At 35.0% G+C, this 23,995-nt stretch carries 23 protein-coding genes; 16 read left to right on the top strand and 7 right to left on the bottom strand.

Going from position 1 to position 23,995, the window contains the following annotated elements:
* Positions 1-103: 103 nt before the first annotated feature.
* The 7 genes from ACKXGU_RS04925 (at position 104) to ACKXGU_RS04955 (ending at position 9,852) form a co-directional block, all read left to right on the top strand.
* On the top strand, positions 104-1,588 hold the full coding sequence (locus ACKXGU_RS04925) for an alpha-L-fucosidase (RefSeq protein ID WP_463466943.1): 1,485 nt from the start codon (positions 104-106) through the stop codon (positions 1,586-1,588).
* A 6-nt stretch (positions 1,589-1,594) separates the two neighbouring features.
* Positions 1,595-3,451 (top strand): beta-galactosidase, encoded by a 1,857-nt coding sequence (locus ACKXGU_RS04930; RefSeq protein WP_463466944.1) that lies wholly within the window; start codon positions 1,595-1,597, stop codon positions 3,449-3,451.
* On the top strand, positions 3,451-4,932 hold the full coding sequence (locus tag ACKXGU_RS04935; RefSeq protein WP_463466945.1) for an alpha-L-fucosidase: 1,482 nt from the start codon (positions 3,451-3,453) through the stop codon (positions 4,930-4,932). Before ACKXGU_RS04930 ends, ACKXGU_RS04935 begins: the two co-directional genes overlap by 1 nt.
* The gene (locus ACKXGU_RS04940) at positions 4,919-7,618 is read left to right on the top strand and encodes a glycoside hydrolase family 3 C-terminal domain-containing protein (RefSeq protein WP_463466946.1); all 2,700 of its coding nucleotides are present in this window, start codon (positions 4,919-4,921) and stop codon (positions 7,616-7,618) included. The genes ACKXGU_RS04935 and ACKXGU_RS04940 overlap by 14 nt, the downstream gene beginning before the upstream one ends.
* 155 nt (positions 7,619-7,773) lie before the next feature.
* Entirely contained in the window at positions 7,774-8,616 is an 843-nt protein-coding gene (locus ACKXGU_RS04945; protein ID WP_463466947.1) for a TlpA family protein disulfide reductase, read from the top strand.
* A gap of 63 nt (positions 8,617-8,679) precedes the next feature.
* Positions 8,680-9,150 carry a hypothetical protein gene (locus ACKXGU_RS04950; RefSeq protein WP_463466948.1) on the top strand — a complete coding sequence of 157 codons (471 nt, stop codon included), beginning with the start codon at positions 8,680-8,682 and terminating at the stop codon, positions 9,148-9,150.
* Between the two features lie 126 nt (positions 9,151-9,276).
* Positions 9,277-9,852, top strand: a complete 576-nt coding sequence (locus ACKXGU_RS04955) for a hypothetical protein (RefSeq protein ID WP_463466949.1) — start codon at positions 9,277-9,279, stop codon at positions 9,850-9,852.
* 54 nt (positions 9,853-9,906) lie between these two features.
* On the opposite strand, the gene ACKXGU_RS04960 is transcribed toward ACKXGU_RS04955, so the two are convergent.
* Positions 9,907-10,620: a uracil-DNA glycosylase family protein gene (locus ACKXGU_RS04960; RefSeq protein WP_463466950.1), complete on the bottom strand. Its 714-nt coding sequence runs from the start codon at positions 10,618-10,620 to the stop codon at positions 9,907-9,909.
* A gap of 92 nt (positions 10,621-10,712) precedes the next feature.
* On the opposite strand from ACKXGU_RS04960, the gene ACKXGU_RS04965 reads away from it, so the two are divergent.
* A complete protein-coding gene (locus ACKXGU_RS04965; RefSeq protein ID WP_463466951.1) occupies positions 10,713-10,844 on the top strand; it encodes a 30S ribosomal protein THX in 132 nt (43 codons plus the stop codon).
* Here the strand turns inward: ACKXGU_RS04965 and ACKXGU_RS04970 are convergent.
* From ACKXGU_RS04970 to ACKXGU_RS04985, 4 genes are all read right to left on the bottom strand, one after another.
* Positions 10,834-11,172 (bottom strand): hypothetical protein, encoded by a 339-nt coding sequence (locus tag ACKXGU_RS04970; protein WP_463466952.1) that lies wholly within the window; start codon positions 11,170-11,172, stop codon positions 10,834-10,836. The two genes, ACKXGU_RS04965 and ACKXGU_RS04970, sit on opposite strands and share 11 nt — an antisense overlap.
* Positions 11,129-11,887, bottom strand: coding sequence for a peroxide stress protein YaaA (gene yaaA, locus ACKXGU_RS04975; RefSeq protein ID WP_463466953.1), 759 nt, complete (start codon positions 11,885-11,887; stop codon positions 11,129-11,131). The genes ACKXGU_RS04970 and yaaA overlap by 44 nt, the downstream gene beginning before the upstream one ends.
* Before the next feature lie 90 nt (positions 11,888-11,977).
* The gene (locus tag ACKXGU_RS04980) at positions 11,978-13,018 is read right to left on the bottom strand and encodes an RluA family pseudouridine synthase (protein ID WP_463466954.1); all 1,041 of its coding nucleotides are present in this window, start codon (positions 13,016-13,018) and stop codon (positions 11,978-11,980) included.
* Between the two features lie 2 nt (positions 13,019-13,020).
* Positions 13,021-13,587, bottom strand: coding sequence for a PASTA domain-containing protein (locus ACKXGU_RS04985; protein ID WP_463466955.1), 567 nt, complete (start codon positions 13,585-13,587; stop codon positions 13,021-13,023).
* 161 nt (positions 13,588-13,748) lie between these two features.
* On the opposite strand from ACKXGU_RS04985, the gene ACKXGU_RS04990 reads away from it, so the two are divergent.
* The 4 genes from ACKXGU_RS04990 (at position 13,749) to ACKXGU_RS05005 (ending at position 16,221) form a co-directional block, all read left to right on the top strand.
* Complete coding sequence (locus ACKXGU_RS04990; RefSeq protein ID WP_463466956.1) at positions 13,749-14,723, top strand: D-alanine--D-alanine ligase; 975 nt, start codon at positions 13,749-13,751, stop codon at positions 14,721-14,723.
* A gap of 18 nt (positions 14,724-14,741) precedes the next feature.
* On the top strand, positions 14,742-15,197 hold the full coding sequence (gene coaD, locus ACKXGU_RS04995; protein WP_463466957.1) for a pantetheine-phosphate adenylyltransferase: 456 nt from the start codon (positions 14,742-14,744) through the stop codon (positions 15,195-15,197).
* Between the two features lie 7 nt (positions 15,198-15,204).
* Positions 15,205-15,678 carry a hypothetical protein gene (locus ACKXGU_RS05000; protein ID WP_463466958.1) on the top strand — a complete coding sequence of 158 codons (474 nt, stop codon included), beginning with the start codon at positions 15,205-15,207 and terminating at the stop codon, positions 15,676-15,678.
* Positions 15,679-15,849: 171 nt separating this feature from the next.
* A complete protein-coding gene (locus tag ACKXGU_RS05005; RefSeq protein ID WP_463466959.1) occupies positions 15,850-16,221 on the top strand; it encodes a HEAT repeat domain-containing protein in 372 nt (123 codons plus the stop codon).
* A 3-nt stretch (positions 16,222-16,224) separates the two neighbouring features.
* On the opposite strand, the gene ACKXGU_RS05010 is transcribed toward ACKXGU_RS05005, so the two are convergent.
* Positions 16,225-17,847 carry a SulP family inorganic anion transporter gene (locus ACKXGU_RS05010; RefSeq protein WP_463466960.1) on the bottom strand — a complete coding sequence of 541 codons (1,623 nt, stop codon included), beginning with the start codon at positions 17,845-17,847 and terminating at the stop codon, positions 16,225-16,227.
* Between the two features lie 99 nt (positions 17,848-17,946).
* On the opposite strand from ACKXGU_RS05010, the gene ACKXGU_RS05015 reads away from it, so the two are divergent.
* Positions 17,947-19,674, top strand: a complete 1,728-nt coding sequence (locus ACKXGU_RS05015; protein WP_463466961.1) for a M14 family metallopeptidase — start codon at positions 17,947-17,949, stop codon at positions 19,672-19,674.
* A 68-nt stretch (positions 19,675-19,742) separates the two neighbouring features.
* On the opposite strand, the gene ACKXGU_RS05020 is transcribed toward ACKXGU_RS05015, so the two are convergent.
* Positions 19,743-20,396: a hypothetical protein gene (locus tag ACKXGU_RS05020; protein ID WP_463466962.1), complete on the bottom strand. Its 654-nt coding sequence runs from the start codon at positions 20,394-20,396 to the stop codon at positions 19,743-19,745.
* A gap of 227 nt (positions 20,397-20,623) precedes the next feature.
* Here ACKXGU_RS05020 and ACKXGU_RS05025 point away from each other — a divergent pair, with 227 nt between their 5' ends.
* Genes ACKXGU_RS05025 through ACKXGU_RS05035 form a run of 3 tightly spaced genes read left to right on the top strand, consistent with a single transcriptional unit; the run spans position 20,624 to position 23,992 of the window.
* Complete coding sequence (locus ACKXGU_RS05025) at positions 20,624-21,010, top strand: hypothetical protein (RefSeq protein WP_463466963.1); 387 nt, start codon at positions 20,624-20,626, stop codon at positions 21,008-21,010.
* Positions 21,003-21,761: a LytR/AlgR family response regulator transcription factor gene (locus tag ACKXGU_RS05030; RefSeq protein ID WP_463466964.1), complete on the top strand. Its 759-nt coding sequence runs from the start codon at positions 21,003-21,005 to the stop codon at positions 21,759-21,761. Before ACKXGU_RS05025 ends, ACKXGU_RS05030 begins: the two co-directional genes overlap by 8 nt.
* Positions 21,758-23,992: a tetratricopeptide repeat-containing hybrid sensor histidine kinase/response regulator gene (locus ACKXGU_RS05035; RefSeq protein ID WP_463466965.1), complete on the top strand. Its 2,235-nt coding sequence runs from the start codon at positions 21,758-21,760 to the stop codon at positions 23,990-23,992. The genes ACKXGU_RS05030 and ACKXGU_RS05035 overlap by 4 nt, the downstream gene beginning before the upstream one ends.
* Positions 23,993-23,995 lie beyond the last annotated feature (3 nt).

Raw genomic sequence — 23,995 nt, forward strand, 5'->3', positions numbered from 1 at the left:
TATTCGGCTTGTATTTGCTAAATTAGGTGATTTAAACACACAACGAAACCTTATACAAACAGTCGCACTTAATACGCTAAAAACATCCTGTTAAAACATGCCAATGAAAAAAAATATTCTACAATTACTTTTATTTGTTTATAGTTTTTCTTTTTCTCAAGCTATATTAGAAGATGAAAGATACGTCCCCGAAACTGATCCCTTGGTCCTGGAAAAACTAGACCAGTGGCAAGACATTAAATTTGGATTATTAATGCATTGGGGTGCTTACAGTCAATGGAGTATTGTAGAATCCTGGTCCATTTGTCCAGAAGACTACGGTTGGTGTGAGCGCAAAAAAGGAAGCAACCCAGGCAACTATAACGAATATGTCAAAGAGTATGAAGGATTAAAAAAAACCTTTAATCCAGTAAAATTTAATCCTGAAGATTGGGCAGAGGCTGCACACAAAGCAGGTATGCGTTACATGATTTTTACTACCAAACATCATGATGGCTTTACCATGTTTGATTCTAAATACACAGATTACAAAGTAACAGACAACGCGTGTGCTTTTAGTTCAAATCCCAGAGCAAATATTACCAAAGAAATCTTCGAAGCATTCAGATCCAAAGATATGTGGGTTGGTGCTTATTTTTCTAAACCCGATTGGCATCATGACAGTTACTGGAATCCTTATTGGCCCGCATTTGATAGGAATGTTAATTACGACCCTGCATTATATCCTGAAGAATGGGAAAACTTTGTACAATTTACACACAACCAATTGTTAGAATTAGCTACAGACTACGGTAAAATTGATGTTGTTTGGTTAGATGGTGGCTGGGTTAAAAAACGAGACCAGCAAAATTTAGAAGAAAATTATGCCGAAAAATTTGCTGAAAATAAAGCTGCTAATGGGTTTATAAAACACCGAATGGTATCGCAAGATATTAGAATGGATGAACTTGTTGGAAAATTAAGAGAAAAACAACCAGGGCTTATTGTTGTTGACAGAGCTGTTCACGGAAAAAATCAGAATTACTTAACACCAGAAAACCGTGTGCCAGAAAAAGCGTTACCCTACCCTTGGGAATCTTGTATTATTTCTGGTGGTGGCTGGGCTTACACTCACGATGCTGTATACATGTCTGGTCATAAAGGCATACAATTACTGGTAGATATTGTAGCTAAGGGCGGCAATTTATTGCTCAATATCGCACCAACTCCTGAAGGCGAATGGCAAGATGGTGCTTATCGTTTGTTAAAAGATTACGAAAATTGGATGGCTATAAATAGTGAGTCCATTTACGATACAAAAGCATTGGCACCATACAAAGAAAAGAATATTTGCATGACGCAAAAAGACAATGGCAGTGCTTATTTCTATTATATGGCTGAAGAGAATGAAACCAAGCTTCCAAAAAAAATTACAATAACTGCGCATCAGCCAGAAAAATATGCTGACGTTTATCTTTTGGGTTACGATAAACCGTTGTCGTGGCAGGCAAACACAACAGGGTTTACCATTTCTATTCCCAAAAAACTGCAAAATAACCCGCCAAGTGATTATGTATGGACCTTCAGGGTAAGTCTGCTTAAAAAGTAAATTATCATGATGCAAAAAAGAATAATAGTATTTACCGCCATTGTCCTAATACTATGTTTGTGTAGTTGTAACTCCAATACCAACCATACATTTGTAAAAGAGCAAACAAAGGAAAAATCACATAACACATTTGCTTTTAAAGGTGAAGAATTTATTCTAAACGGGAAACCTTTTCAAATTATTTCAGGCGAAATACATTATGCAAGAGTACCTAAAGCCTATTGGCGTCATCGCATACAAATGGCCAAAGCAATGGGGTGCAATACGATAGCTTCTTACGTGTTTTGGAATTACCACGAGATAGAAAAAGGCGTATTCGATTTTGAGACTGGAAACAAAAATCTTCGTGAGTTTATAGAAATAGTCCAAGATGAAGGCATGTGGTTTTTGTTTAGACCTGGACCTTACGTTTGTGGTGAATGGGATTTGGGTGGTTTACCACCTTATTTATTAAGCATTCCAGATATTAAATTACGTTGCAGTGATTCCCGTTATATGGCTGCCGTTGAAAACTATATCAATAGAGTTTCTACGGAAATACAACCGCTTCTTGTAACTAATGGCGGGCCAATTATTATGCTACAACTTGAAAATGAATATGGTAGCTATGGAAATGATGCAAACTACATGAAAACCATTAAAACCCTATGGGATAATAATGGTATAGATATCCCTTATTATACTTCAGATGGCCCTGCCGACTTTGCCTTGGAAGCCGGAACACTTCCTGGAGTTGCCGTTGGATTAGATCCAGGTGCAAATGTTCATAATTTCAACTTGGCAAAACAAATGAATCCAGGTGTTCCTGTTTTTAGTTCAGAAACCTATCCTGGTTGGCTAACGCATTGGAATGAAAAATGGCAACGACCAGACACTACAGCATTACTACAGCAAGTGCGTTATTTAATGGACAATAAACTATCCTTTAATTTTTACGTCTTGCATGGTGGTACTAATTTCGGATTCACTGCAGGAGCAAATTCTGGCGGATTTGGTTACCAACCTGATGTTACCAGTTATGATTATGATGCACCTATTAATGAACAAGGACAGGCAACAGATAAGTACCATGCCATAAGAAGGATCATAACGAGTTATAATGACAGTGATGCAAGTTTTGTATCCATGCCAGAGGCAATTCCTCAAATTACAATTCCAGAAATAGAAATGGAAACGCACAGTTCTATTTGGGATAACTTACCAAAACCCATTTCAACCATACAACCCAAACCATTTGAAGCACTTAATCATTTTCAAGGTTTTGCCTTGTATAAAACAACGCTTCATGGCAGAAAATATGGCCTATTAAAAATTACGCATTTACACGACTATGCCACTGTATTTTTAGATGGAAAATATATTGGCAACATTGACAGGTCTCAAGGAGAAAATAGCATTGATCTTCCCAAAACAGAAAGTAAAAATCCTGTTTTAGAAATATTCGTAGAAGGTATGGGACGCATCAATTTTGGAGAAGAACTCATTGATAGAAAAGGCATTACAGAGCGTGTATCGTTAGATGGCAGAACACTGATGAATTGGGAAACCTATTGTCTTCCATTAAACTCAAAAGACCTATTGGAGTTACAACCTTCAAAAAATTTCAATAAAAATGGCGTCTTCTTTAAAGGTAATTTTAAACTAGATACTTTAGGAGATACCTATATGGATATGTCAAATTATCAAAAAGGTATGGTTTGGGTAAATGGACATAACCTGGGAAGATATTGGGATGTAGGACCACAATTTACACTCTATTGTCCAGCAACATTTCTGAAGCAGGGAGATAATGAAATCGTAGTTTTCGATTTGCTGCAAACAGAAGCAAAATCCATATCTGGAGTCAAACAATTAAACCGATAATGCAAACAACAAATTCTTGTATCCTATTTAGTTTTAAAAGTGTACTGCTATTCTTTATCTTTTGTGCTGTTTTATCGTGTAAAAACACCAATACCCAACCCAATGATATCAGGTCCAATACAGTGGTTCCCACCCAATCTCAAATAGACTACCAAAAGATGGAACTCATTGGCTTTATTCATTTTACAACCAATACCTTTACTGGAAAAGAATGGGGTTTTGGCGATGAAAGTCCAACCGTATTTAATCCAACATTTTTAGATGCTGAACAATGGGTAATCACTGCAAAAAATGCTGGTATAAAACAACTTATTTTAACCGCAAAACATCACGATGGTTTTTGCCTTTGGCCAAGCCGGTTTACCAATCACAGCATACAGTTCAGTCCATACAAAAATGGTAAAGGCGATATCGTAAAGGAATTCACAGAAGCCTGCAAAAAGCACAACATCAAAGCAGGTTTATATCTTTCACCTTGGGACAGAAATCATAAAGATTACGGTAACCCTGCATATGTAGACTATTACAAAAATCAAATTACAGAATTGTTGACCAATTATGGTCAAATAAATGAACTCTGGTTCGATGGCGCCAATGGTGGTGACGGCTATTATGGCGGCACCAATGAAACCCGCAAAATAGAAGCCAAAACCTACTATCGCTGGCATGAGATTTTTGAATTGGCAAAAGAATTGCAGCCCAATATAAAACTCTTTTCAGACGCCGGACCAGATGTCCATTGGATAGGAAACGAAGCTGGTTTTGCTGGTGAAACGTTTTGGTCTACCATAACTACGGATAGCATTACTATAGGAAAATCGAATCCAGCCTACCTCAATAAAGGTGATGCCAATGGTAAAAATTGGGTGATTGGTCAGTGCGATGTTTCCGTACGACCCGGATGGTTTTATCATAAAGAGGAAGACAGCCTAGTAAAAACAACCGAACAACTCATGGATATCTATCTAAAATCGGTAGGCAGAAATGCTGTATTACTACTTAATATTCCACCAAACAAAGATGGGTTATTTCATGAAAATGATGTCCAAGCACTCCTCCAATTAAAACAGACTATCGATACAACGTTTAAAAATAATTATGCAAAAAACGCCACAATAAATGCATCAAATCAGCGGTTTAATCACCCCAAGTTTGCACCTGAAAATTTATTTGATTCAGAAAAACTTAAGCATTACTGGGCAACAGAAGATACTGTGTCATCAGCAAGTCTTACCATACAACTTGACGAAGAAAAAATTGTAAATTATGTTTTGCTTCAAGAACCTATTCAATTTGGCCAGCGCATATCTTCATTTTCTTTAGAAGCCTATGTTAATAATACTTGGACAGAATTATATAGAGGCACCACTATAGGTTATAAGCGTATTTTATCTTTAGACGGCGTGAAAACTAATGCATTAAAGTTGAATATATTAAAAGCCAATAATACCATTGCACTATCAAATTTTGAAATCTATTAATTTAAAAATATATACCCACAAAAGCTTCATTGTATTCATTAGTTTATACAGTGTGCTTTTTTCTTGTGAACAAAAAGACACATTGGCCTATAAAAATGCCGAACTACCTATTGAAAACCGTGTAGAAGACCTATTAAGTCGTATGACACTAGAAGAAAAATTCTGGCAGCTATTTATGATTCCAGGAGACATCTTTGAAGGAAAAGAAAAATACAAGCATGGTATTTTTGGATTTCAAGTGGCAACTAAAAGTTCTTCAGGTGAGAGTGCTGAACAGATTTTAGACTATTCCAATGGCAGTGATGCCAAAGAAACGGCAGTACTAATTAACAAGATGCAAAAACACTTTCTTGAAGAAACACGATTAGGCATACCAATTATCCCCTTTGATGAGGCCTTGCACGGATTAATTCGGGAGGATGCTACTGCTTTTCCTCAAGCTATCGGATTAGCAGCTTCATTTAATACAAAATTAATGGATTCTGTGGCAGCGGCCATTGCCTGTGAGGTAAAAGCAAGAGGTATTCGCCAAAATTTATCACCCGTTATAAATATAGCCCGCGATGTACGCTGGGGCCGTGTAGAAGAAACCTATGGTGAAGACCCTTTCTTAACTTCAAGAATGGCCGTTTCTTATATTAAGGCATTTGAAGAACGTGGCGTAATCACAACACCAAAACATTTTGTAGCAAACGTAGGTGATGGTGGGCGCGACTCCTATCCTATTCATTTCAACGACCGTATTTTAAATGAGGTTTACTACCCAGCTTTTAAGGCCAGTATACAAGAAGGAAAAGCATGGTCTATTATGACGGCCTATAATTCAGTAGATGGAACCCAAGCCTCCGCGAACCATAAATTGCTCAATGAAACATTAAAAAAAGATTGGGGTTTTAACGGCTTTGTTATTTCCGATGCAGGTGCCGTAGGCGCTGCCAACGTGCTTCATTTTACCGCTAAAGACTATGCACAATCAACCAAACAAGCAATAGAAGGTGGTTTAGATGTCATATTTCAAACCTCCTATGATCATTACCCGTTGTTTTATGAAGCCTTTGAAAAAGGTATGATTGACCAAGAAGCTATTGATGAAGCGGTAAGACGTGTGCTCTATGCCAAATTTAAATTAGGCCTATTTGAAAATCCCTATGTGGATATTGAGGCTTTAGAAAATCAAAATAGCATTGCAAACAACAAATCGTTGACCAAAACAGCTGCTCTGGAATCCATTGTGTTGCTAAAAAATGACAATCAAACACTTCCTATCAAAAAATCAATAAAATCCATTGCAGTAATTGGTCCGGATGCCAATGAGGCGCGTTTAGGAGGTTATTCAGGTCCAGGTAACAACCCTGTAAGTCTTTTAGAAGGTCTACAAAATAAGGTCGGAGATTTAGTAACAGTAAATCATGCCAGAGGCTCTGAAAGAACAGCAGAAGACTTTGTAGCCATTTCAAAAGAATACTTTTTTCATGAGGTAAATGGAGATACGAAAGCAGGGCTTCAAGCAGATTACTTCAATAATATTACACTTGAAGGTGAACCAGCCTTGTCCAGAATTGATAACAATATTGATTTTAGATGGACGCTTTTTTCACCAGACCAAAACACCATTAACTATGACTTTTATTCAGCTAGATGGACAGGCAAACTAATTGCCCCGCAAACTGGAACTATTGATATAGGCTTAAAAGGAGATGATGGCTATCGTTTATACATAAATGGTGAACTTATCATAGACAACTGGAAAAAGCTAACGGTACAACAAATTACAACACCGTACACTTTTATTAAAGACAAAACCTACGACATTAAAGTTGAATTCTTTGAAACAACAGGAAACGTGTGGTTTAAACTCGTTTGGAATGCGGGTATAGTAAACAATTGGCAAAATGACATTGAAGAAGCCGTCATGATTGCAAAAAAATCTGATGTTGCCATAGTTTGCGTAGGCATTGAAGAAGGCGAATTTAATGACAGAGCCTATTTATCATTGCCTGGACATCAAGAAGATCTCATCAAAGCTGTAGCGGCAACAGGCACACCAACCGTAGTGGTATTAACCGGTGGCAGTGCCATAACCATGCAAAACTGGCTGCATGATGTACCCGCTATTCTTGATGTATGGTATCCAGGTGATGAAGGTGGAAATGCTGTGGCAGAGGTTATTTTTGGCGATTATAATCCAGCCGGAAGACTACCTATTACATTTCCAATTCATGAATCGCAATTGCCCCTATATTATAATCATAAACCAACAGGACGTGGTGATGACTATATAAATTTAAGTGGAAAACCAATGTTTCCTTTTGGCTTTGGATTGAGTTATACAACTTTCAAATACAGCGACTTAAAATTGCATAAAACGGCAATAAATTCGTTTGAAAGCACAACCGTTAGTTTTAAGCTTACAAATACTGGAAATTACGATGGAAACGAAGTTGTTCAACTATATATCAAAGATGTATATGCTTCGGTAGCAAGACCGGTTATGGAATTAAAGGGATTTCAGCGAGTTAATCTTAAAAAAGGGGAAACTAAAATTGTAAAATTTGATATTACACCTGATATGCTAACCATGTTGGACAAAAAAATGAAACCAATAGTAGAATCGGGTGATTTTAGAATAATGATAGGGTCCTCATCAAACAATATAAGACTTCGAGCCACTTTGAATGTTAGATAAAAAAAAGAGACAAATAGCAATCTAAAATAAATTACCTTAAGCATAACATAAACCATTGCCCCCTAAACACTAAACCAAAAACCACTAACTTTAATCCTGTAATAAAATCAAAGATTCAAAGAAGTTAAACCATATCCAAATCCGTTAAGCACTCTATGAAAAAAATCCTGTTTTATTTATTAATTGCCATTTCACCCATAATTTTCTACTTGATTTTTGGAGGAATTTTTGGAGGAAATCATAGATGGATGATTTCATTAACCTTAACCGCCGTTTTTTTATTATCCTCAATTTTATTTAATAAAACAGAAAAAAAAGAGCATCTAAAATTAGGATTAACAATAATACTTCCCATTTTTCTACTGTTCTTAATAACATCTTTTTTTATTAGTTTTTCAAGAACATTACTGTACTTAATTTTTATACCATTAAGCGTTTATTTAGGCTGGTTGTATTCTAATCGAAAGTCTACATTGATGCCCATAATTTCAATTGTTTTATTTGCATTTGTAGGGCTAATTTTACTTCCAAATGTATTTGTTTTACAAAATAATGTTGGAGCACATACCAATGAAGAATTTAGTGGCATATCATTAGTAAACAAGAACAAAGAAAGTGTCGAACTAGATAGATCAAAAATTATCGTTCTTGATTTTTGGACAACATCTTGCGGCATTTGTTTTAAAAAGTTTCCCGATTTAGAAAAATACTATCTAGAATTCAAGGACAATCCAAACGTAGAATTTTATTCAATAAACGTACCTTTAAAAAGAGATGAGTTCAACGAAGTGGTTAATTTAGTAGATGAACTTGACTACAAATTTCCAACGTTATATGCCACTTCAATAAAAGAAGTTCATAATTTAGGAATCTATGCTTATCCTCATTTGTTAATACTCAAAAACGGAAAATTAAGATACGATGGCAGATTGGAAACAGATAAGTACATTTTTGTAAATCATTTGAAATCTGAAATAAATAAACTGATAGCGGAATAAAAAACTATAGCCAAACCCGTTGTGTTTAATTCCCAAGCAAATCTATAAATCAGAAAACAAGAATTGAATTTAACAGATAAACAAATAAAAATAAAGGAATTCATCTCTAAACATTACTGGTTTGCTGGAATACCTTTTATGATTTGGGTGTTTTTCCTCGTAATGGATAAAAAAGAGGATATAAACAATAATACAGCAGTGACTTTTGGAATGGTTTATGGCTCTAGATCCATTTATAAACAATACAGCAAGCGGAATTACAAATATGAATTCAATTATAAAGGAAAAAGATATACCGGAACCTCATCTGCTTACAATTCCAAAAATGTCAAAAAAGGGAGTTTCTACAAAGTAGAATTCTCCTATAAAAATCCTGAACATAGTCGGATGATTTTTGACTTGGAATATGTAAGACAAATTAAGACTAATGAAAACGGAAAAATAGATACAATTTATGTTCGGAAAGACCAAAAATTTCGAAATGAATTAAAAAAACAAATAGAAAAATATAAAATTGAACTAGACAGTATATAAAACTAAACACATCACAAACCACAACCCATTACCCCTAAATACTAAACCAAAAACCACTAACTTTAATCCCATAACTAACAGGTATAGGGCACGGTTGCCAACAAGCTAAAAAAACAACTCAAAAATTTGAAATCAATTATTGTATTCTTAATTATTCTTGCACTTTTCTCTTGTGAAAAAAGTCAGAATGAATTAGAATCTGAATACCAAAAATGTATAAATAATAAAACTTTTGACAGAGGGGTTCTATATTCTTTAGAATCATCAGATTCCTATGTTTTAAGTTCTGTTAGTGTATTCGATTCAATAAAAAAGTTCGAACACTATTTATATAAAACTGAAAACTTATCTGAAGTCAGCAAAAATGGTTATTTGGCATTAGTAACTGATATTAAAAAAGCAGGATTTCTCAAAAAAGAGTTTAAGGAATTTAATTCAAGTCATAATTTTATAGAGCATAATTTAATGACCGCATTGTTTTTTGAAGAATTGTTTTACCAATGTACTATGAGTGCATTCAAGAACCAAATACAGTATAACTATCTTTTTGAAACAAAAGACAAAATCCAGCTCAATTCATATCCCAATTCGGAAATATTGACTGAATTTGTTCACAAAGTAGATTTTAAAAGTGAAACGCAAAGATTAATACTCACCTATCTCGTTTATTACAACTTATACTGGAAGTATAGAAACCAATAAGCTACAACTAATAACCCACACCTGTCCCGACTTTTAACGTCGGGAGCCCAACACCTAAAAAAACTCCCGATACTGCATCACCCGAAAATCAAAGGTATTGAATTCTGGGTTTTGAGCCTTTAACTGCTTATACAAGGGCAAGCGGCTAATGGAAATATTGGCTGCTCCCGACCCTGATGTTAAGGAAACCGTTTTAATAATACGTTTGTCATTTCGAGCCTGTCGAGAAATCTCATTATTTAAAGATTCTTCGCTTTGCTCTGAATGACACAGTTCAAATTGGTGTATTCTGGGAACGGCGTTGTCTACCAACTCCAATTTTAGGTTATAATCCTTTATATGCCTTCTAAAAAAATACTCCGGGCCATTTTTACTGTTGCCACCGGTAAACAACAGGGTATCAACACGGGGATATTGCTTTAAATAGCCCACCAAATCACGCAGCGTAATGTTTGTCATTCCCAAATCAGAGGCATCAATCTTGTCGCGTTCAGCAGAAGCTACAATATCGCAAACACCAATTTGGTGTTCAATTAAAAATGTTTTACGCTCATCAACAGCTTCCTGCGAGTTGTCATACCGCAGCCCCAGTTGATGTATGGCATCAATAAACAACCACAAACTGTTGTAGTAACTCCCATAGCAAAAATCGACATCCTTTTCCAGTAAATCGCCTGTAGAAAAACGTGGCGGTGGCAAAGTGCCAACAATCAATTTCGTCGTGTTTTCTTGAATAAAAGGCTCGTATGGATGTTTGTGTTGGAACAAGCTAATTGGTATTTAGATTCAAATTTCGTATTTTATAGCTAATAAAAATATGTTTAATTAAATGAGATTCCCACTTTCGTGGGAAGTAAAAAATGGGAAAAGGCGATAAAAAAACAAAACGTGGTAAAATTAATCGAGGTTCTTACGGTGTCAGACGACCACGCATTAAGAAAAAAGTAAAACCAGAAGATAAAATCAATGTCAACAAGAAAGCTAAACCTTGATTTTATTTCCTAGTCTTTTGCCAATTTTATAGGCACCGGCTATAGCTGTCAGTATGATTAATATATTCATAAAAACATAGCCTGTATACAGCAAAACATCTTCTTTGGAATTGATGCAAAAACGCGCTGTAATACAAGTTTCAAGAGGCTCTTCGTAAATTTGAATGAGCATAAAACTCATTACAAACAAGACCAGTATAGCAATAAGAATATATTGCAAAGTTTTGTTTTTAGGCTTCTTTCCAGTTGGCTTAAAAATATTGCGCTCTTTTTCGGTGCGCTTATTATCTTGTAAAGACCAGATTGTTTTCTTTTGAGAGCTGCTCATGGAATCGGTAGTTTTCTACATTAAAATTCTTGATATCATCTAATGTTTTGGCATTAGTATCAATAATATACCGTGCCATTAATCCACGAGCCACTTTGGCAAAAATACCAATGGTTTTGTAGTCGCCATTTTTAAACTCCTTGAAATCGATATGAATAACCGGAACTTTTAATGCCTTGGCATCAACTGCTTTAAAATACTCATTACTGGCCAAGTTTAAAAATAGCTCATCGTCTTTCAATTCGTCATTCAAAGCTTGAGTGACCTTCTTTTTCCAAAATTCATAAAGATTCTTGTTTTTACCAACAGGCATTTTAGTACCCATTTCCAAACGGTAAGGCATAATCAAATCCAAAGGTTTCAAAATACCATATAGTCCAGATAGAATCCTAACGGTATCTTGTAATGTCTCCATGTTTTCTTTTGGAATGGTATAGGCATCCATACCCCTGTACACATCACCATTAAAGGCATAAACAGCTTGTCGTGCACTATCTTTATTAAAAGGTAACTGCCAGTCTTGATTACGCTCATAATTGAGTTGTCCCAAATTATCAGAAATGCTCATCAGTTTAGACAAACTTTTAGCCGATTTCTTTTTAAGCAACTTGTTTAAGCGTTCAGCTTCGTTTAAAAAACAGGCTTCAGTGCTTTTAGGTGTTGGCAGTTTACTTTCAAAATCCAATGATTTGGCAGGAGATAAAACGAGTTTCATGAGTGTCTAAATTTTTAACAAATTTACAATGACGCTTGGTAAGAATCAACTTTATAATTTAGTTGTTTCCTATGAAATGATAATTAAAATTTATTCGTCAACTTGATGCTTGGAATATTGACGCCATTTCTCAATGCAAGCTTGCATATCTTCAGGTATTTCAGAATCAAATCGTAAAGTTTTACCTGTTTTAGGATGCTCAAATCCCAATGTTTTAGCATGTAGTGCTTGCCTTGGTAATACTTTAAAACAATTCTCCACAAACTGTTTGTATTTGGTAAAGGTGGTGCCTTTTAGAATTTTTTCACCACCATAGCGTTCATCATTGAACAGGGTATGCCCAATGTGTTTCATGTGCACCCGGATTTGGTGCGTGCGTCCGGTTTCCAACTTACAGGAAACCAAAGTCACATATCCCAACCGCTCCAAAACCTTGTAGTGCGTTACGGCAGGTTTGCCTTTATCGGCTTCATCATCTTCAAATACCGTGTTTTGAAGTCGGTTTTTAGGATGTCTGCCAATATTGCCTTCAATAGTGCCTGCGTCTGCTTCAACATTGCCCCAAACCAAAGCCACATATTCGCGCTCACTGCTTTTATCAAAAAACTGTTTAGCCAAATGGGTCATGGCTTCTTCATTTTTAGCAATCACCAAAAGCCCACTAGTATCCTTATCGATTCGGTGAACCAAACCGGGTCTATTACTAGAGTTATTGGGTAGGTTATCAAAATGATAAATGAGCGCATTAATCAAAGTACCCGAATAATTGCCATGCCCAGGATGCACAACCATACCAGCTTCTTTATTGACCACCAATAAATCATCATCTTCATAAACAATATCAAGTGGAATATTCTCAGGTGTGAGCAAATATTCATAAGGTGGATGCTCAAACAACACACGAATTTTGTCAAATGGCTTGACTTTATAATTAGATTTTACGGGCGTATCGTTTACATAAATATTCCCATTCTTGGCAGCAGCTTGAATCTTATTACGCGTAGCGTTTTCAATAAAATTCATAAGGTATTTATCTATACGAAGTGGCTGCTGACCTTTTTCGGCTGTAAAAGCATAATGCTCATACAAGTCATCATCTTCTTCTTGATTTTCGGGTGTGTAGTCCTCCATCACTATTCGGTTGAACCAGGGCGTTTTCCGTTACCCAAGACCAAATCTATTTTAGATGTTTTAGGCAACATATCGCCTGCTGCTATTTCTTGACCGTCATGAGTCATTTTCAAAACCACATCAATGGCAATATTATCCACATACTTTAATTCTCCCAATTTAAAACCAAGTGCTTCCAAAGTTGGTTTTGCTTGGCGAAGTGTTCGTTCCTTTAATTCAGGAACCATAACTTTTCTGTAACCAGAAGGATTTAAGGTTAGGTATATTTTTCTATTTTCCTTAACCTGTTTACCAGCATCAGGATCTTGCTCAATAACTGAAAATTTGGGATAATCTGGATTGAAATTTGAAGAATCCAAAATTTCCATGACAAGATTGTTTTCTTTTAATTCCATGTTAGCTACTTCAATGGATTTTCCTTTTAAATCAGGCACCGTTTCAAATTCACCGTGATTGGTGGAAATATTCAACCATTTTAACATAATAAAAACAATCACTACCAAAGCTACTACAGCCAAGGCTAATTGTTTTAAAAATACTTTACTCTTAAGGAATCCTAATAAACTCATGAAAGATAATTTCTGAAACAAATATATAAAAACAGAACTGTTTTTAGTTTTGATTTTTAAGTGATATTTTAGCTTAACTAATAATAGATACGTTTTATTGCACGTTTTAGATTATATAGATAGTATTAATTAACACGGTTCTGCTCCTGCAGAAATTATCTATGAAAAAAAACATAGGCATCATCATGGGTGGCTACTCGAGTGAATACGAAATTTCACTGAAAAGTGGCAACGTTGTTTACAAAACATTAAATCCTGAAAAGTACCATGCGTATCGCTTGCATATCTTTTCAGATAAATGGGTATATGTTGATGACAACGATAGAGAATATCCCATTGACAAAAATGATTTCTCCATCATGGTTGATGGCAAAAAAATAAATTTTCACTGCATATTTAATGCTATTCATGGATCTCCAGGTGAAGACGGCTACATGCAAGCGTATTTTAAATTACTCAACATACCGCATACAAGCTGTGGCATGTATCAAGCGGCACTAACGTTTAACAAAAGAGATTGCTTGAGCGTCTTAAAGCCATTTGGAATTAAAACAGCCGAAAGCTATTATTTAAATTTAGGTGACACGGTTGATGAAGAAGCCATTGTAAAAGCGGTTGGATTACCCTGTTTTGTAAAAGCCAACAGGGCTGGTAGTAGTTTTGGTATAACCAAAGTTTATAAAAAAGAAGATTTACAAGCCGCCATTGATCATGCTTACAAAGAAGATAATGAAATTATTATAGAATCGTTTTTAGATGGCACCGAAGTTTCGGTAGGTGTTATTAGTTATAAAGGTGAAACAATGGTGCTTCCCATTACAGAAATTGTCAGTGAAAATGATTTTTTTGATTACAAAGCTAAATACCTAGGTCAATCACAGGAAATTACACCTGCTCGTATTTCTGAAGCAGACACGAACAAGGTAAAGGAATTGGCCAAAAAAGTATATGAGGTTTTAAAGATGACTGGATTTTCAAGAAGTGAATATATTTTCAAAAATGGCGAACCTCATTTATTGGAAATCAATACTGTTCCAGGATTAACGCAGGCTAGCATTTTACCGCAACAGGCACAAGCTGCTGGAATCAGTCTTTCTGAACTCTTTGAAAATGCCATTGAGGAAGCTTTGAAATAAAAATTGTAATTTTAAATTATGAAACGAGCCATTTTTCCAGGATCTTTTGACCCCATTACTTTAGGGCATTACGACATCATTAAACGAGCTGTCAATTTGTTTGATGAAGTTATTGTGGCCATTGGCATAAATGCTGAAAAGAAATACATGTTCTCTCTAGAAGAACGCATGCAGTTCATCAAAGATGCCTTTGTCAATGAATCCAAGGTAACGGTGGTGTCCTATCAAGGGCTCACAGTTGATTTCTGTAAAAAAAATAATGTCAAATTCATTTTGCGCGGCTTACGAAATCCAGCTGATTTCGAATTTGAAAAAGCCATTGCCCATACTAACAGGGATTTAGCGCCCATTGAAACGGTGTTTTTATTGACTGCTGCTGATACCTCCTATATTTCATCTTCCATCGTTCGTGATGTTATCCGAAATAACGGTGATTACACCAAATTGGTACCAAAAAGTGTTCGCGTTAAATAGTAAACTGATGAAATATCTCAAGCTAAATGCCTTACTCCTAATTTTTGTGTTATTAGGATGTCGAAAGGAAAAATCGGAGGTATTTAATAAAGACCAAAGCATCACCGAAATTCAATCCATGTTTAATAATTATCATGAAGCCATCAAACAAAATGGTTTACCTGCTGAATTTGATTATTTAGATGATTCTGATGATTTTTTCTGGGTACCACCAGGTTACAAGTCTGCTATTAAATATGATTCCATAAAAGCCATTCTTATCCAGAATAACAAAAGCATACAATCTATTTCTTTTGAATTTGAAACTTTGGAAATATTTCCTTTGTCACCAGAAATTGCTAACTATTCTGGTATTGTGAAAGGAAAAATGATTGATACAGCTAATGCGACTTCTAACTTCAAAATAATAGAATCGGGCACACTTATTAAGCGCACTGACGGTTGGAAACTACTAAACGGACAATCTCGAAATTTGGATTAGCAACCATAAACACTTTATGAAATTCAGGATTCTCTGGCTTTCTATGTAACAACTCGATATCATCTTGCACTAATTATATAAAGACCAGTTCAATTAATGCTCTATCGAATTACATATTTACTTTTTAAAATAAAACTCATTCAACCTTCAGAAAGAGCAATTTATTATTGGATGCAAACAGCACAAGTTGCAAAATTGGAATATGCCCTAAAATTTGGAAATTACAAAACACGTAAACTCGCTGCAGAGGCTTTAGAACACGCTGGTAATTCTGCATCAATTCCCATTTTACTTCATGCCACTACGGATAGAGTTCAAAATGTTTCTTTAGCTGCTTTGAACGCTTTGGAAAAATTAGGAGAATCTGATGAGCTATTGAAAGGTATTATAGCAAAACGCTTTAATTGGGTAAAACAAAATCGTGAAAGTGATGCCAAATATCAAGCCAACAAGAATAAAAAATACAAAATTTACCGTTGGGAAAGAGCTAGTAAAAAATCTTTTGACAGAGTCAAAGAGCAATTGAAAAAGCCCATTCGATAACCCTTAAAACTTATATTCCGAAAGCGGCTTTGGAAATTCTTCGGGATTTGCTGCCAAATGATAGCGTGGATCATCTATGGCCTCAACAATAACTTCTCGGAATTTCGGACTGGCTTTGTATAATAAGATTTTACAATCCTCACTCAAGTGCTTTAGTTTAATGGATTTGCCTTCGGCTTCATATTTTTCAACCAGATTGAAAATAGCCTCTAAAGCCGAATGGTCACTGACACGCGATTCCACAAAATCGATTTCAACCGTTTCAGGGTCATTCTTTACATCAAATTTTTCATTAAACGCCTTTATGGAACCGAAGAACAATGGTCCCCAAATTTCATAAACTTTAGTACCATCATCCCTAAAGCGTTTACGAGCACGAATACGTTTCGCATTTTCCCAAGAGAATACCAAAGCACTAACAATAACTCCAGCAATTACAGCAACGGCCAAATCAAACAATACCGTTAAACCTGAAACCAAAATCAACACAAATAAATCAGATCGCGGAATTTTTCGTGCAATTCTAAAACTGGACCATGCAAAAGTTCCGATGACCACCATAAACATCACACCAACTAATGCTGCAATAGGTACTTGTTCAATAAGACCTGATGCAAACAAAATAAACATTAACAAAGCAACGGCCGCTACGATACCAGATAGCCTAGTTCGACCGCCTGCTTTAATATTGATAATAGATTGGCCAATCATGGCACAACCACCCATACCACCAAACAGACCCGTAACGATGTTAGCACCACCTTGTGCCAAACATTCCCGATTGGTATTTCCTCGGGTTTCGGTCAATTCATCAATTAAGTTCAAGGTCATTAAAGATTCTATCAAACCAATGGCCGCCAAAATCAAGGCATATGGGCCAATGAATTTTAAGGTTTGCCAAGTAAAAGGAATCTTATTAAAAATATCAAACTGAAATTGTGGCAAGCCACCTTTTAATCCTTCTCCTCCTCCATCACGGATAAAGCTTCCAACAGTAGCCACGTCCAAATTTCCAAAAATCACAATAGCAGAAACGACCAATATCGCCATTAATGCTTCTGGTAACTTTTTAGTCAACTTAGGTAAACCAAACATAATTCCCATGGTCAATGCTACTAGTCCGATCATAATCCACAGTTCACTTCCATGCAACCAAACTTCTTTACCGTTTTCAGTAGTCATAAACATACCCAACTGCGATAGGAAAATCACAATCGCCAAACCGTTTACAAAGCCCATCATGACAGGATGTGGTATTAACCGAACAAATTTCCCAAGTTTAAAGACGCCAGCCAGCATTTGAATGACACCCATAAGAATAACGGTTGCAAACAGATAATATAAACCTAATTGGTCACCTGCTCCACCCATAGCATTTCCTTCAGCCACTAAATTAACCATCACCACCGCTAAAGCACCTGTGGCGCCACTAATCATACCTGGACGACCGCCAAAAATAGAGGTTATCAAACCAATCATAAAGGCTGCATACAAACCAACTAAAGGATCTACACCTGCTACAAAAGCAAAGGCAACAGCTTCAGGTACCAATGCCAAAGCAACCGTTAAACCTGATAAAATATCGTTTTTGGCATTAGCCGCTCGTTTTCTAATAAACTCTGTCATGATGGTCGTTTTTCAGGCTGCAAAAATACGGTTAATATGAACAAGCACAAGTTTATATTGTTAGATTTTGATTAAGTTTATAGTTTAAAACTTGCCTTTATGAATAGATTGTTTGTTTTTCTGATTTCTTGTTTGCTGTACCAAAATTTGCATGCTCAAGATTTTGAGACGGTTTTTGAAAAAAGTAAGGGCACCGAAACCGCTACGTATCACCAAACCATTTCGTATTACGAACGTTTAGCCAAAACATATCCAGAGATTTCTATTCAAGCTATTGGAAAAACTGATTCCGGAGAACCTTTGCATGTGGTGACATTAAATCCAGATAAAGAATTTGATTTTAATAAAATCAGGCAAAACGATAAACGCATTTTACTCATCAACAACGGCATCCATCCAGGTGAAAGCGATGGCATTGATGCCACCATGATGTTGTATCGTGATATTGTTCAAGGCAATATTATTGTACCAAAACATACCGCCTTAGTTACTATCCCAATTTATAATGTTGGTGGTAGTTTAAACCGGAATTCAGGAACACGCGCCAATCAAAACGGTCCAAAGGAATATGGTTTTAGAGGTAATGCCCGAAACTATGATTTAAATCGAGATTTTATAAAATGTGATACCGAAAACGCCAAAACCTTCGCACAGATTTTTCATTTGGTAAAACCTGATGTTTTTATAGACAATCATGTGAGCAATGGTGCCGATTACCAATACACCCTAACACATTTATTTACACAGCATAACAAGCTAGATAGTTCTCTTGGTGAATTTTTACACCGAGAATTAATGCCACAACTAGAAAACAAATTGGCTAATAAAAATTGGGACATCACGCCTTATGTAAATGTTTTTAATCAGGTTCCCGAAAAAGGCTTTAGTCAGTTTATGGATTACCCGAGATATTCTACAGGTTATACAACACTATGGAACACCCTGGGCATGATGGTGGAAACCCATATGTTAAAACCTTACAAGCAACGTGTTGAAGGCACTTATGAACTCATGAAAAGTATGATTGAAATTATTGAAGAAAATCATGAACCAATTAGTTTGTTGAGAGAAGCAGCTTTTAATAGATTTAGAACAGGAGAAACATATTCTTTAGACTGGGAAATAGATGAAAGCCAAACAAGCACATTGCAATTCAAGGGTTACGAAGGAGAATTTATTAAAAGTGAGATTACTGGCAGTAACCGTTTAAAATATGATCGCAACCAACCTTTTACAAAAGAGGTGGTTTACAAAAACTATTTTAAACCCAGCATGGAAGTAACCGTTCCAAGCGCTTATGTTATACCACAAGGTTGGCATGATGTCATTGATTTATTAAAATTAAATCAAATTGAAATGAAACGCCTTGAAAAAGACTCAACGATGTTAGTGGAATCCTATAGAATTTCAAATTATGAAACGCGAAAGTCGGCTTATGAAGGGCATTATATGCATTATAATACGCAAGTCAGTTCATCGGAGACAGAAATAAACTTCCGAAAAGGTGATTATATCATCACAACCCACCAATACGGGAAACGCTATTTATTGGAAACACTAGAGCCACAGGCTCCCGACTCATTCTTTAATTGGAATTTCTTTGATACCATATTACAACAAAAGGAAGGATTTTCTCCTTATGTCTTTGAAGATGAAGCTATACTTTTATTAAGAGATAATCCTAAATTAAAATCAGAGTTTAAAAATAAGAAGCATTCCGATTCAGAATTTGCCAATAATTGGTACGCTCAACTCAACTGGATTTTTGAACGCTCCAATCATTATGAAAAAGCTCATTTGCAATATCCTGTATTTAGATTAAAATAGAAAACGCCCCAATTAAATTGAGGCGAGATCTTTCTTAACTAAAAAATGGTTGGTTAATTAGAAAAGCACTATTCTACAGATATACCAGAATTTGGTCTTATTCGCATAGTTTTATATTCTGTAGCTTCAGTACAACCCGTAAATTCAAAATTTTCATCAAACATCGCCTGTGCATCACTCATATTACAATGGCCATTTACTGTTTCATTAGAAGCATTTTCACCAGTAGGGATGTAAAAAGTAAATACCATTCCAGGAATTGGCTCGAATACCACTTCTTCATATTCACTAATGTAACTATAGTTGAAAGTACCTAATGGTCCTTCTATACAATCACTTGAATACGTCGTTTCAAAAAATGGTAAACTAATTACAGCTGCTGAAGGCGAATTCGTGTGAATTGAAAATCTTCCTCTACCGTCTGGCATGGCCTCAATACTACCTGCTCCACCAATAATATAAAAGTAATCGCCTGTATTTGCTAGATAGGATAAGTTAAATCCGTCATCCAACAGCATAACGCCATTGCCGTTGTTTCGATGCGTTTGATTTGAATTAATAAACTCCATAATTTGAGAATCAGATTGAATAATGTTTAGAGATTCCGTTAAGTTGGTGTTTTTTTTCAAATTAACATTTTGTTCGATTGGCCCCGATACTTCTTCAGTTGAACAGCTTATCGTAAAAAGGGCAAGTGTAAAAATTAGTACTAAATTTTTCATAATAGTTGGTTTTAGATTAATAGATTAATTTTCAGTTGATTTAGCATTTACGTTTCTAAATCTTAAACCAATATTAACATATCAATTTTGATCATCCTATGTTTTTTTATCCAACTCCATGACAATTGTACAAGCGGTTTATCTAACGGTAAAAAACGCATAAAAAAACCGTTTGATTAATTGATAATCAACTTATTAATAAATAAGGTATCTTTAAATAAAATTGCATGACCAAAAAAATAATTGAAATGAATGCTGAACAACAAATGCACTATATTAATCTTGAAAATGTATTAGCTGTTTCAAGAGGTAGCACAGAACGCATGCTGAAGTATTTATTTCAATTTCAAGAATTAATTCCTGAACGATTAGACCAATTAAAAAAGGCAAAAAACCAAGACAACCGAACACAAATACGACAGATACTACATAAAATGAGTCCACAGTTACAGTTTTTTGGTATTCAAAATATTATCATTCCTATTCAGCGTTTGGAGTTTGAATACGAAACGATGCCCAATCAGGAATTAGAAGTTTTAGTCAATGAAATAATTAGTAAATTGGAAGGTGCTTTAATTGAAGTTACCAAAACCATCCAAAAATATCATGTCTAATATTCAATTGAATTCTATTTCGGCAGTTATCATTGATGACGACCCATTTATTCAAGAATTATTGAAGGATAAACTCAATCAATATTTCCCCGAAATTCAGATTCTAGGTTTAGGGAATAATGGTCAAGAAGGTATCCTTAAAATCCAACAATTAAAACCTAATTTGGTTTTTTTAGATGTCGAAATGACCGATATGACTGGGTTCGAGATGCTTTCCAGATTGGATGCCATTACATTTAAAACGATTTTTATTACATCATACAAGCATTATGCAATTAAAGCAATCAGATTCAATGCATTGGATTATTTGTTGAAACCATTTGATTTAGAAGAATTAAAAAATGCCATAATTCGTTTTAAGAAGAATCAAAAATCAAATAATGTACCCATTGCTCTACAAAATTTGAAGTCAAAACAAGCAAGCGATCAAATTTTAATTTTAAAAACCCAGCAAGGTGAATTGCATATTCAATTAAAAGACATTATTAGCATAGAAGGCGAACGGAATTATAGCTATATCAATATGGCAAATGGCAAGAAAGAATTGGTGTCAAAAACATTAAGTAATCTGGAGGAGTTATTGGAAGACAAAGGCTTTTTCAGATGTCATAAATCATATTTAATAAATAAGATACATATTGCTGACAACCCCAATGATACCACTCTGTTTTTATCAAATGGAATGAAAATTCCAATTTCTAGACGAAAAAAAGACACTTTTAAAGATTGGTTCAATAATGAATTAATATGAGATACACCTTAACTCTATTTGTATTATTAATATCTGTATTGGCTTTTGGGCAACATAATCAAGACTCATTACAGAACGCTAATTTGCTTGAGTTTGAAAGACTGGAAAGTGAATTACAAAACGTTAGAGCTAATGGAGATATCCAATCCGAAATACACATTTTAAATGATATATTATATCATAAATTAGGGAGCTTTCAAGATTTTACATCTAGCTATTTCGATGCGAAAAACCTTGAGGATTTAATTGAAGAAAATCCACAAATTCATGTTTCAAACAAATTAAAATCCAAGTTATTTGACAATATAAGTTGGTTGTTACAAAGTCAGGAAGAAACCGAAGAGAGCATCGTTTATATAAAAAAAGCTATTCAAGCAGCTAATAATGATAAGGATATAAAACAAGCTAAAATCCATTTAATAAGGCTGGCCATATTAGAAAATGATTTAGGTAATAAACAAAAATCAGATTCTATATTCCAACATATACAAGAATGGGCAATATCTCAAAACGACACTGAATTTCTTGCAGCTCAATATGAAACTAAAGCCTGGATGGCACTTATTCAAGAAAATTATACCGAAACCATAAGATATGGAAATATATGCTTAAGGCTTAGTGACAATTTTGTGCGAACCACTTACAATAATATGTCAGAAGCATATTTAAAATTAAACAAGCCTGATTCAGCATTAATTTATGCAAAAAAGGCTTATGATGCTGTTGTAAGTACTGGCCATATGGCAGATAGAGCCAACTCACATCATAGTTTAAGAAAAAGCTATGCGGCCTTAAATGATTTTGAACAGGCCTATTACCATTTTAATGAATATTATAAAATTAGCGAGAAGCATAACTCCTATAAAACGGCCCAAAAAATAGGGAACTATAACTTGCAAAGACAAAAGGAATTAGCTCGAATAAAAGAAGCCATAAATACTGAAAAATTAACCAATCAACGTCTGATAATTTGGCTGATTTCTGGTAGTTTAATAATCTTAATCATAGGATTAATTTATATTTTCAATCGTTTAAAACTTATCAGAAGACAAAACACAATCATTGCTCAAGAAAAAGCGCGTGCAGAACAGTCAGAAAAATATAAAGAACAGTTTTTAGCCAATATGAGTCATGAGATTCGAACTCCTATGCATGCTATTTCAGGCATGACAAATAGTCTACTACGCAATTCTCACCTCAATGAACAATTACCTTATTTGGAGGCTATGAAAACCAGTTCTGACAATCTCTTGGTTTTATTAGATGACATACTCGATTTATCAAAAATTGAATCTGGAAAGCTCGAAATACAGCATGTTTTAATGAATCCAAAGTCAGTGGTAGAAAGCGTCGTTAAAACCTTGCAATACCGAGCAAAAGATAAAGGATTGAAAATAAGCTATAAAATAGATTCTAATGTTCCTGATCAAATAGTTGGTGACTCCTTACGATTAAATCAAATCTTGATGAATCTTGTTGGAAACGCTATCAAGTTTACCGAGCAAGGTTCCATTCAATTAACCTGCTCACTAAAAACAACCCATAACTTACTTTTTTGTGTTGAAGATACTGGAATAGGAATATCAAAAGAAAAAATAGAAACTATTTTTAACTCGTTTGAACAAGGTGAGAAATCAAAATCTCAAATATTTCAAGGCACGGGTTTGGGATTGAGTATTTCAAAAAAATTAGTTGAGTTACAAGATGGAGAGATTTGGGTGGAAAGTGAAATAAACAAAGGCAGTAAATTTTGTTTCACCTTACCATTGATTAAGCAATCAACCGAAAGCATGGAAAAAGCTATCTATACCGAACCAGAACTATTAAAAATTGGGACAGAACTTAAAGGCATCCGCATTTTATTGGCAGAAGATGATGAATTCAATACTATGGTTATTCAAGATGACTTGAATTATTTTATCAAGGATTTTTCGCTTAAAAAGGCTAAAAATGGACATGAGGCACTGGAACTTTTCAAATCTAATTCGTTTGACATAATTTTAATGGATATGCACATGCCTGTATTGAACGGGATTGAAGCTACAATTGAAATTCGTAAAATAGAAAGCAGTAACAATCAAATGATGCCAATTCCTATATTGGCAATGACGGCAAACATTGTTAAATCAGAACTTGACAAATGTATCGAGTCTGGTATGAATGCTGTTATACCCAAACCCTATAAACCTGAACAATTATTGGTGAAATTATCTGAATACTTTGGTAATTAGAAT

This window comes from Hanstruepera sp. CR43 (assembly GCF_055227665.1).

Bases quoted from the DNA above. Each gene is read 5' to 3' on its own strand.
- ACKXGU_RS04925 (WP_463466943.1), top strand. From the start codon at position 104: ATGAAAAAAAATATTCTACAATTACTTTTATTTGTTTATAGTTTTTCT.
- ACKXGU_RS04930 (WP_463466944.1), top strand. From the start codon at position 1,595: ATGATGCAAAAAAGAATAATAGTATTTACCGCCATTGTCCTAATACTA.
- ACKXGU_RS04935 (WP_463466945.1), top strand. From the start codon at position 3,451: ATGCAAACAACAAATTCTTGTATCCTATTTAGTTTTAAAAGTGTACTG.
- ACKXGU_RS04945 (WP_463466947.1), top strand. From the start codon at position 7,774: ATGAAAAAAATCCTGTTTTATTTATTAATTGCCATTTCACCCATAATT.
- ACKXGU_RS04965 (WP_463466951.1), top strand. From the start codon at position 10,713: ATGGGAAAAGGCGATAAAAAAACAAAACGTGGTAAAATTAATCGAGGT.
- ACKXGU_RS04970 (WP_463466952.1), bottom strand. From the start codon at position 11,172: ATGAGCAGCTCTCAAAAGAAAACAATCTGGTCTTTACAAGATAATAAG.
- yaaA (WP_463466953.1), bottom strand. From the start codon at position 11,887: ATGAAACTCGTTTTATCTCCTGCCAAATCATTGGATTTTGAAAGTAAA.
- ACKXGU_RS04980 (WP_463466954.1), bottom strand. From the start codon at position 13,018: ATGGAGGACTACACACCCGAAAATCAAGAAGAAGATGATGACTTGTAT.
- ACKXGU_RS04985 (WP_463466955.1), bottom strand. From the start codon at position 13,587: ATGAGTTTATTAGGATTCCTTAAGAGTAAAGTATTTTTAAAACAATTA.
- ACKXGU_RS04990 (WP_463466956.1), top strand. From the start codon at position 13,749: ATGAAAAAAAACATAGGCATCATCATGGGTGGCTACTCGAGTGAATAC.
- coaD (WP_463466957.1), top strand. From the start codon at position 14,742: ATGAAACGAGCCATTTTTCCAGGATCTTTTGACCCCATTACTTTAGGG.
- ACKXGU_RS05000 (WP_463466958.1), top strand. From the start codon at position 15,205: ATGAAATATCTCAAGCTAAATGCCTTACTCCTAATTTTTGTGTTATTA.
- ACKXGU_RS05005 (WP_463466959.1), top strand. From the start codon at position 15,850: ATGCAAACAGCACAAGTTGCAAAATTGGAATATGCCCTAAAATTTGGA.
- ACKXGU_RS05010 (WP_463466960.1), bottom strand. From the start codon at position 17,847: ATGACAGAGTTTATTAGAAAACGAGCGGCTAATGCCAAAAACGATATT.
- ACKXGU_RS05015 (WP_463466961.1), top strand. From the start codon at position 17,947: ATGAATAGATTGTTTGTTTTTCTGATTTCTTGTTTGCTGTACCAAAAT.
- ACKXGU_RS05020 (WP_463466962.1), bottom strand. From the start codon at position 20,396: ATGAAAAATTTAGTACTAATTTTTACACTTGCCCTTTTTACGATAAGC.
- ACKXGU_RS05025 (WP_463466963.1), top strand. From the start codon at position 20,624: ATGACCAAAAAAATAATTGAAATGAATGCTGAACAACAAATGCACTAT.
- ACKXGU_RS05030 (WP_463466964.1), top strand. From the start codon at position 21,003: ATGTCTAATATTCAATTGAATTCTATTTCGGCAGTTATCATTGATGAC.
- ACKXGU_RS05035 (WP_463466965.1), top strand. From the start codon at position 21,758: ATGAGATACACCTTAACTCTATTTGTATTATTAATATCTGTATTGGCT.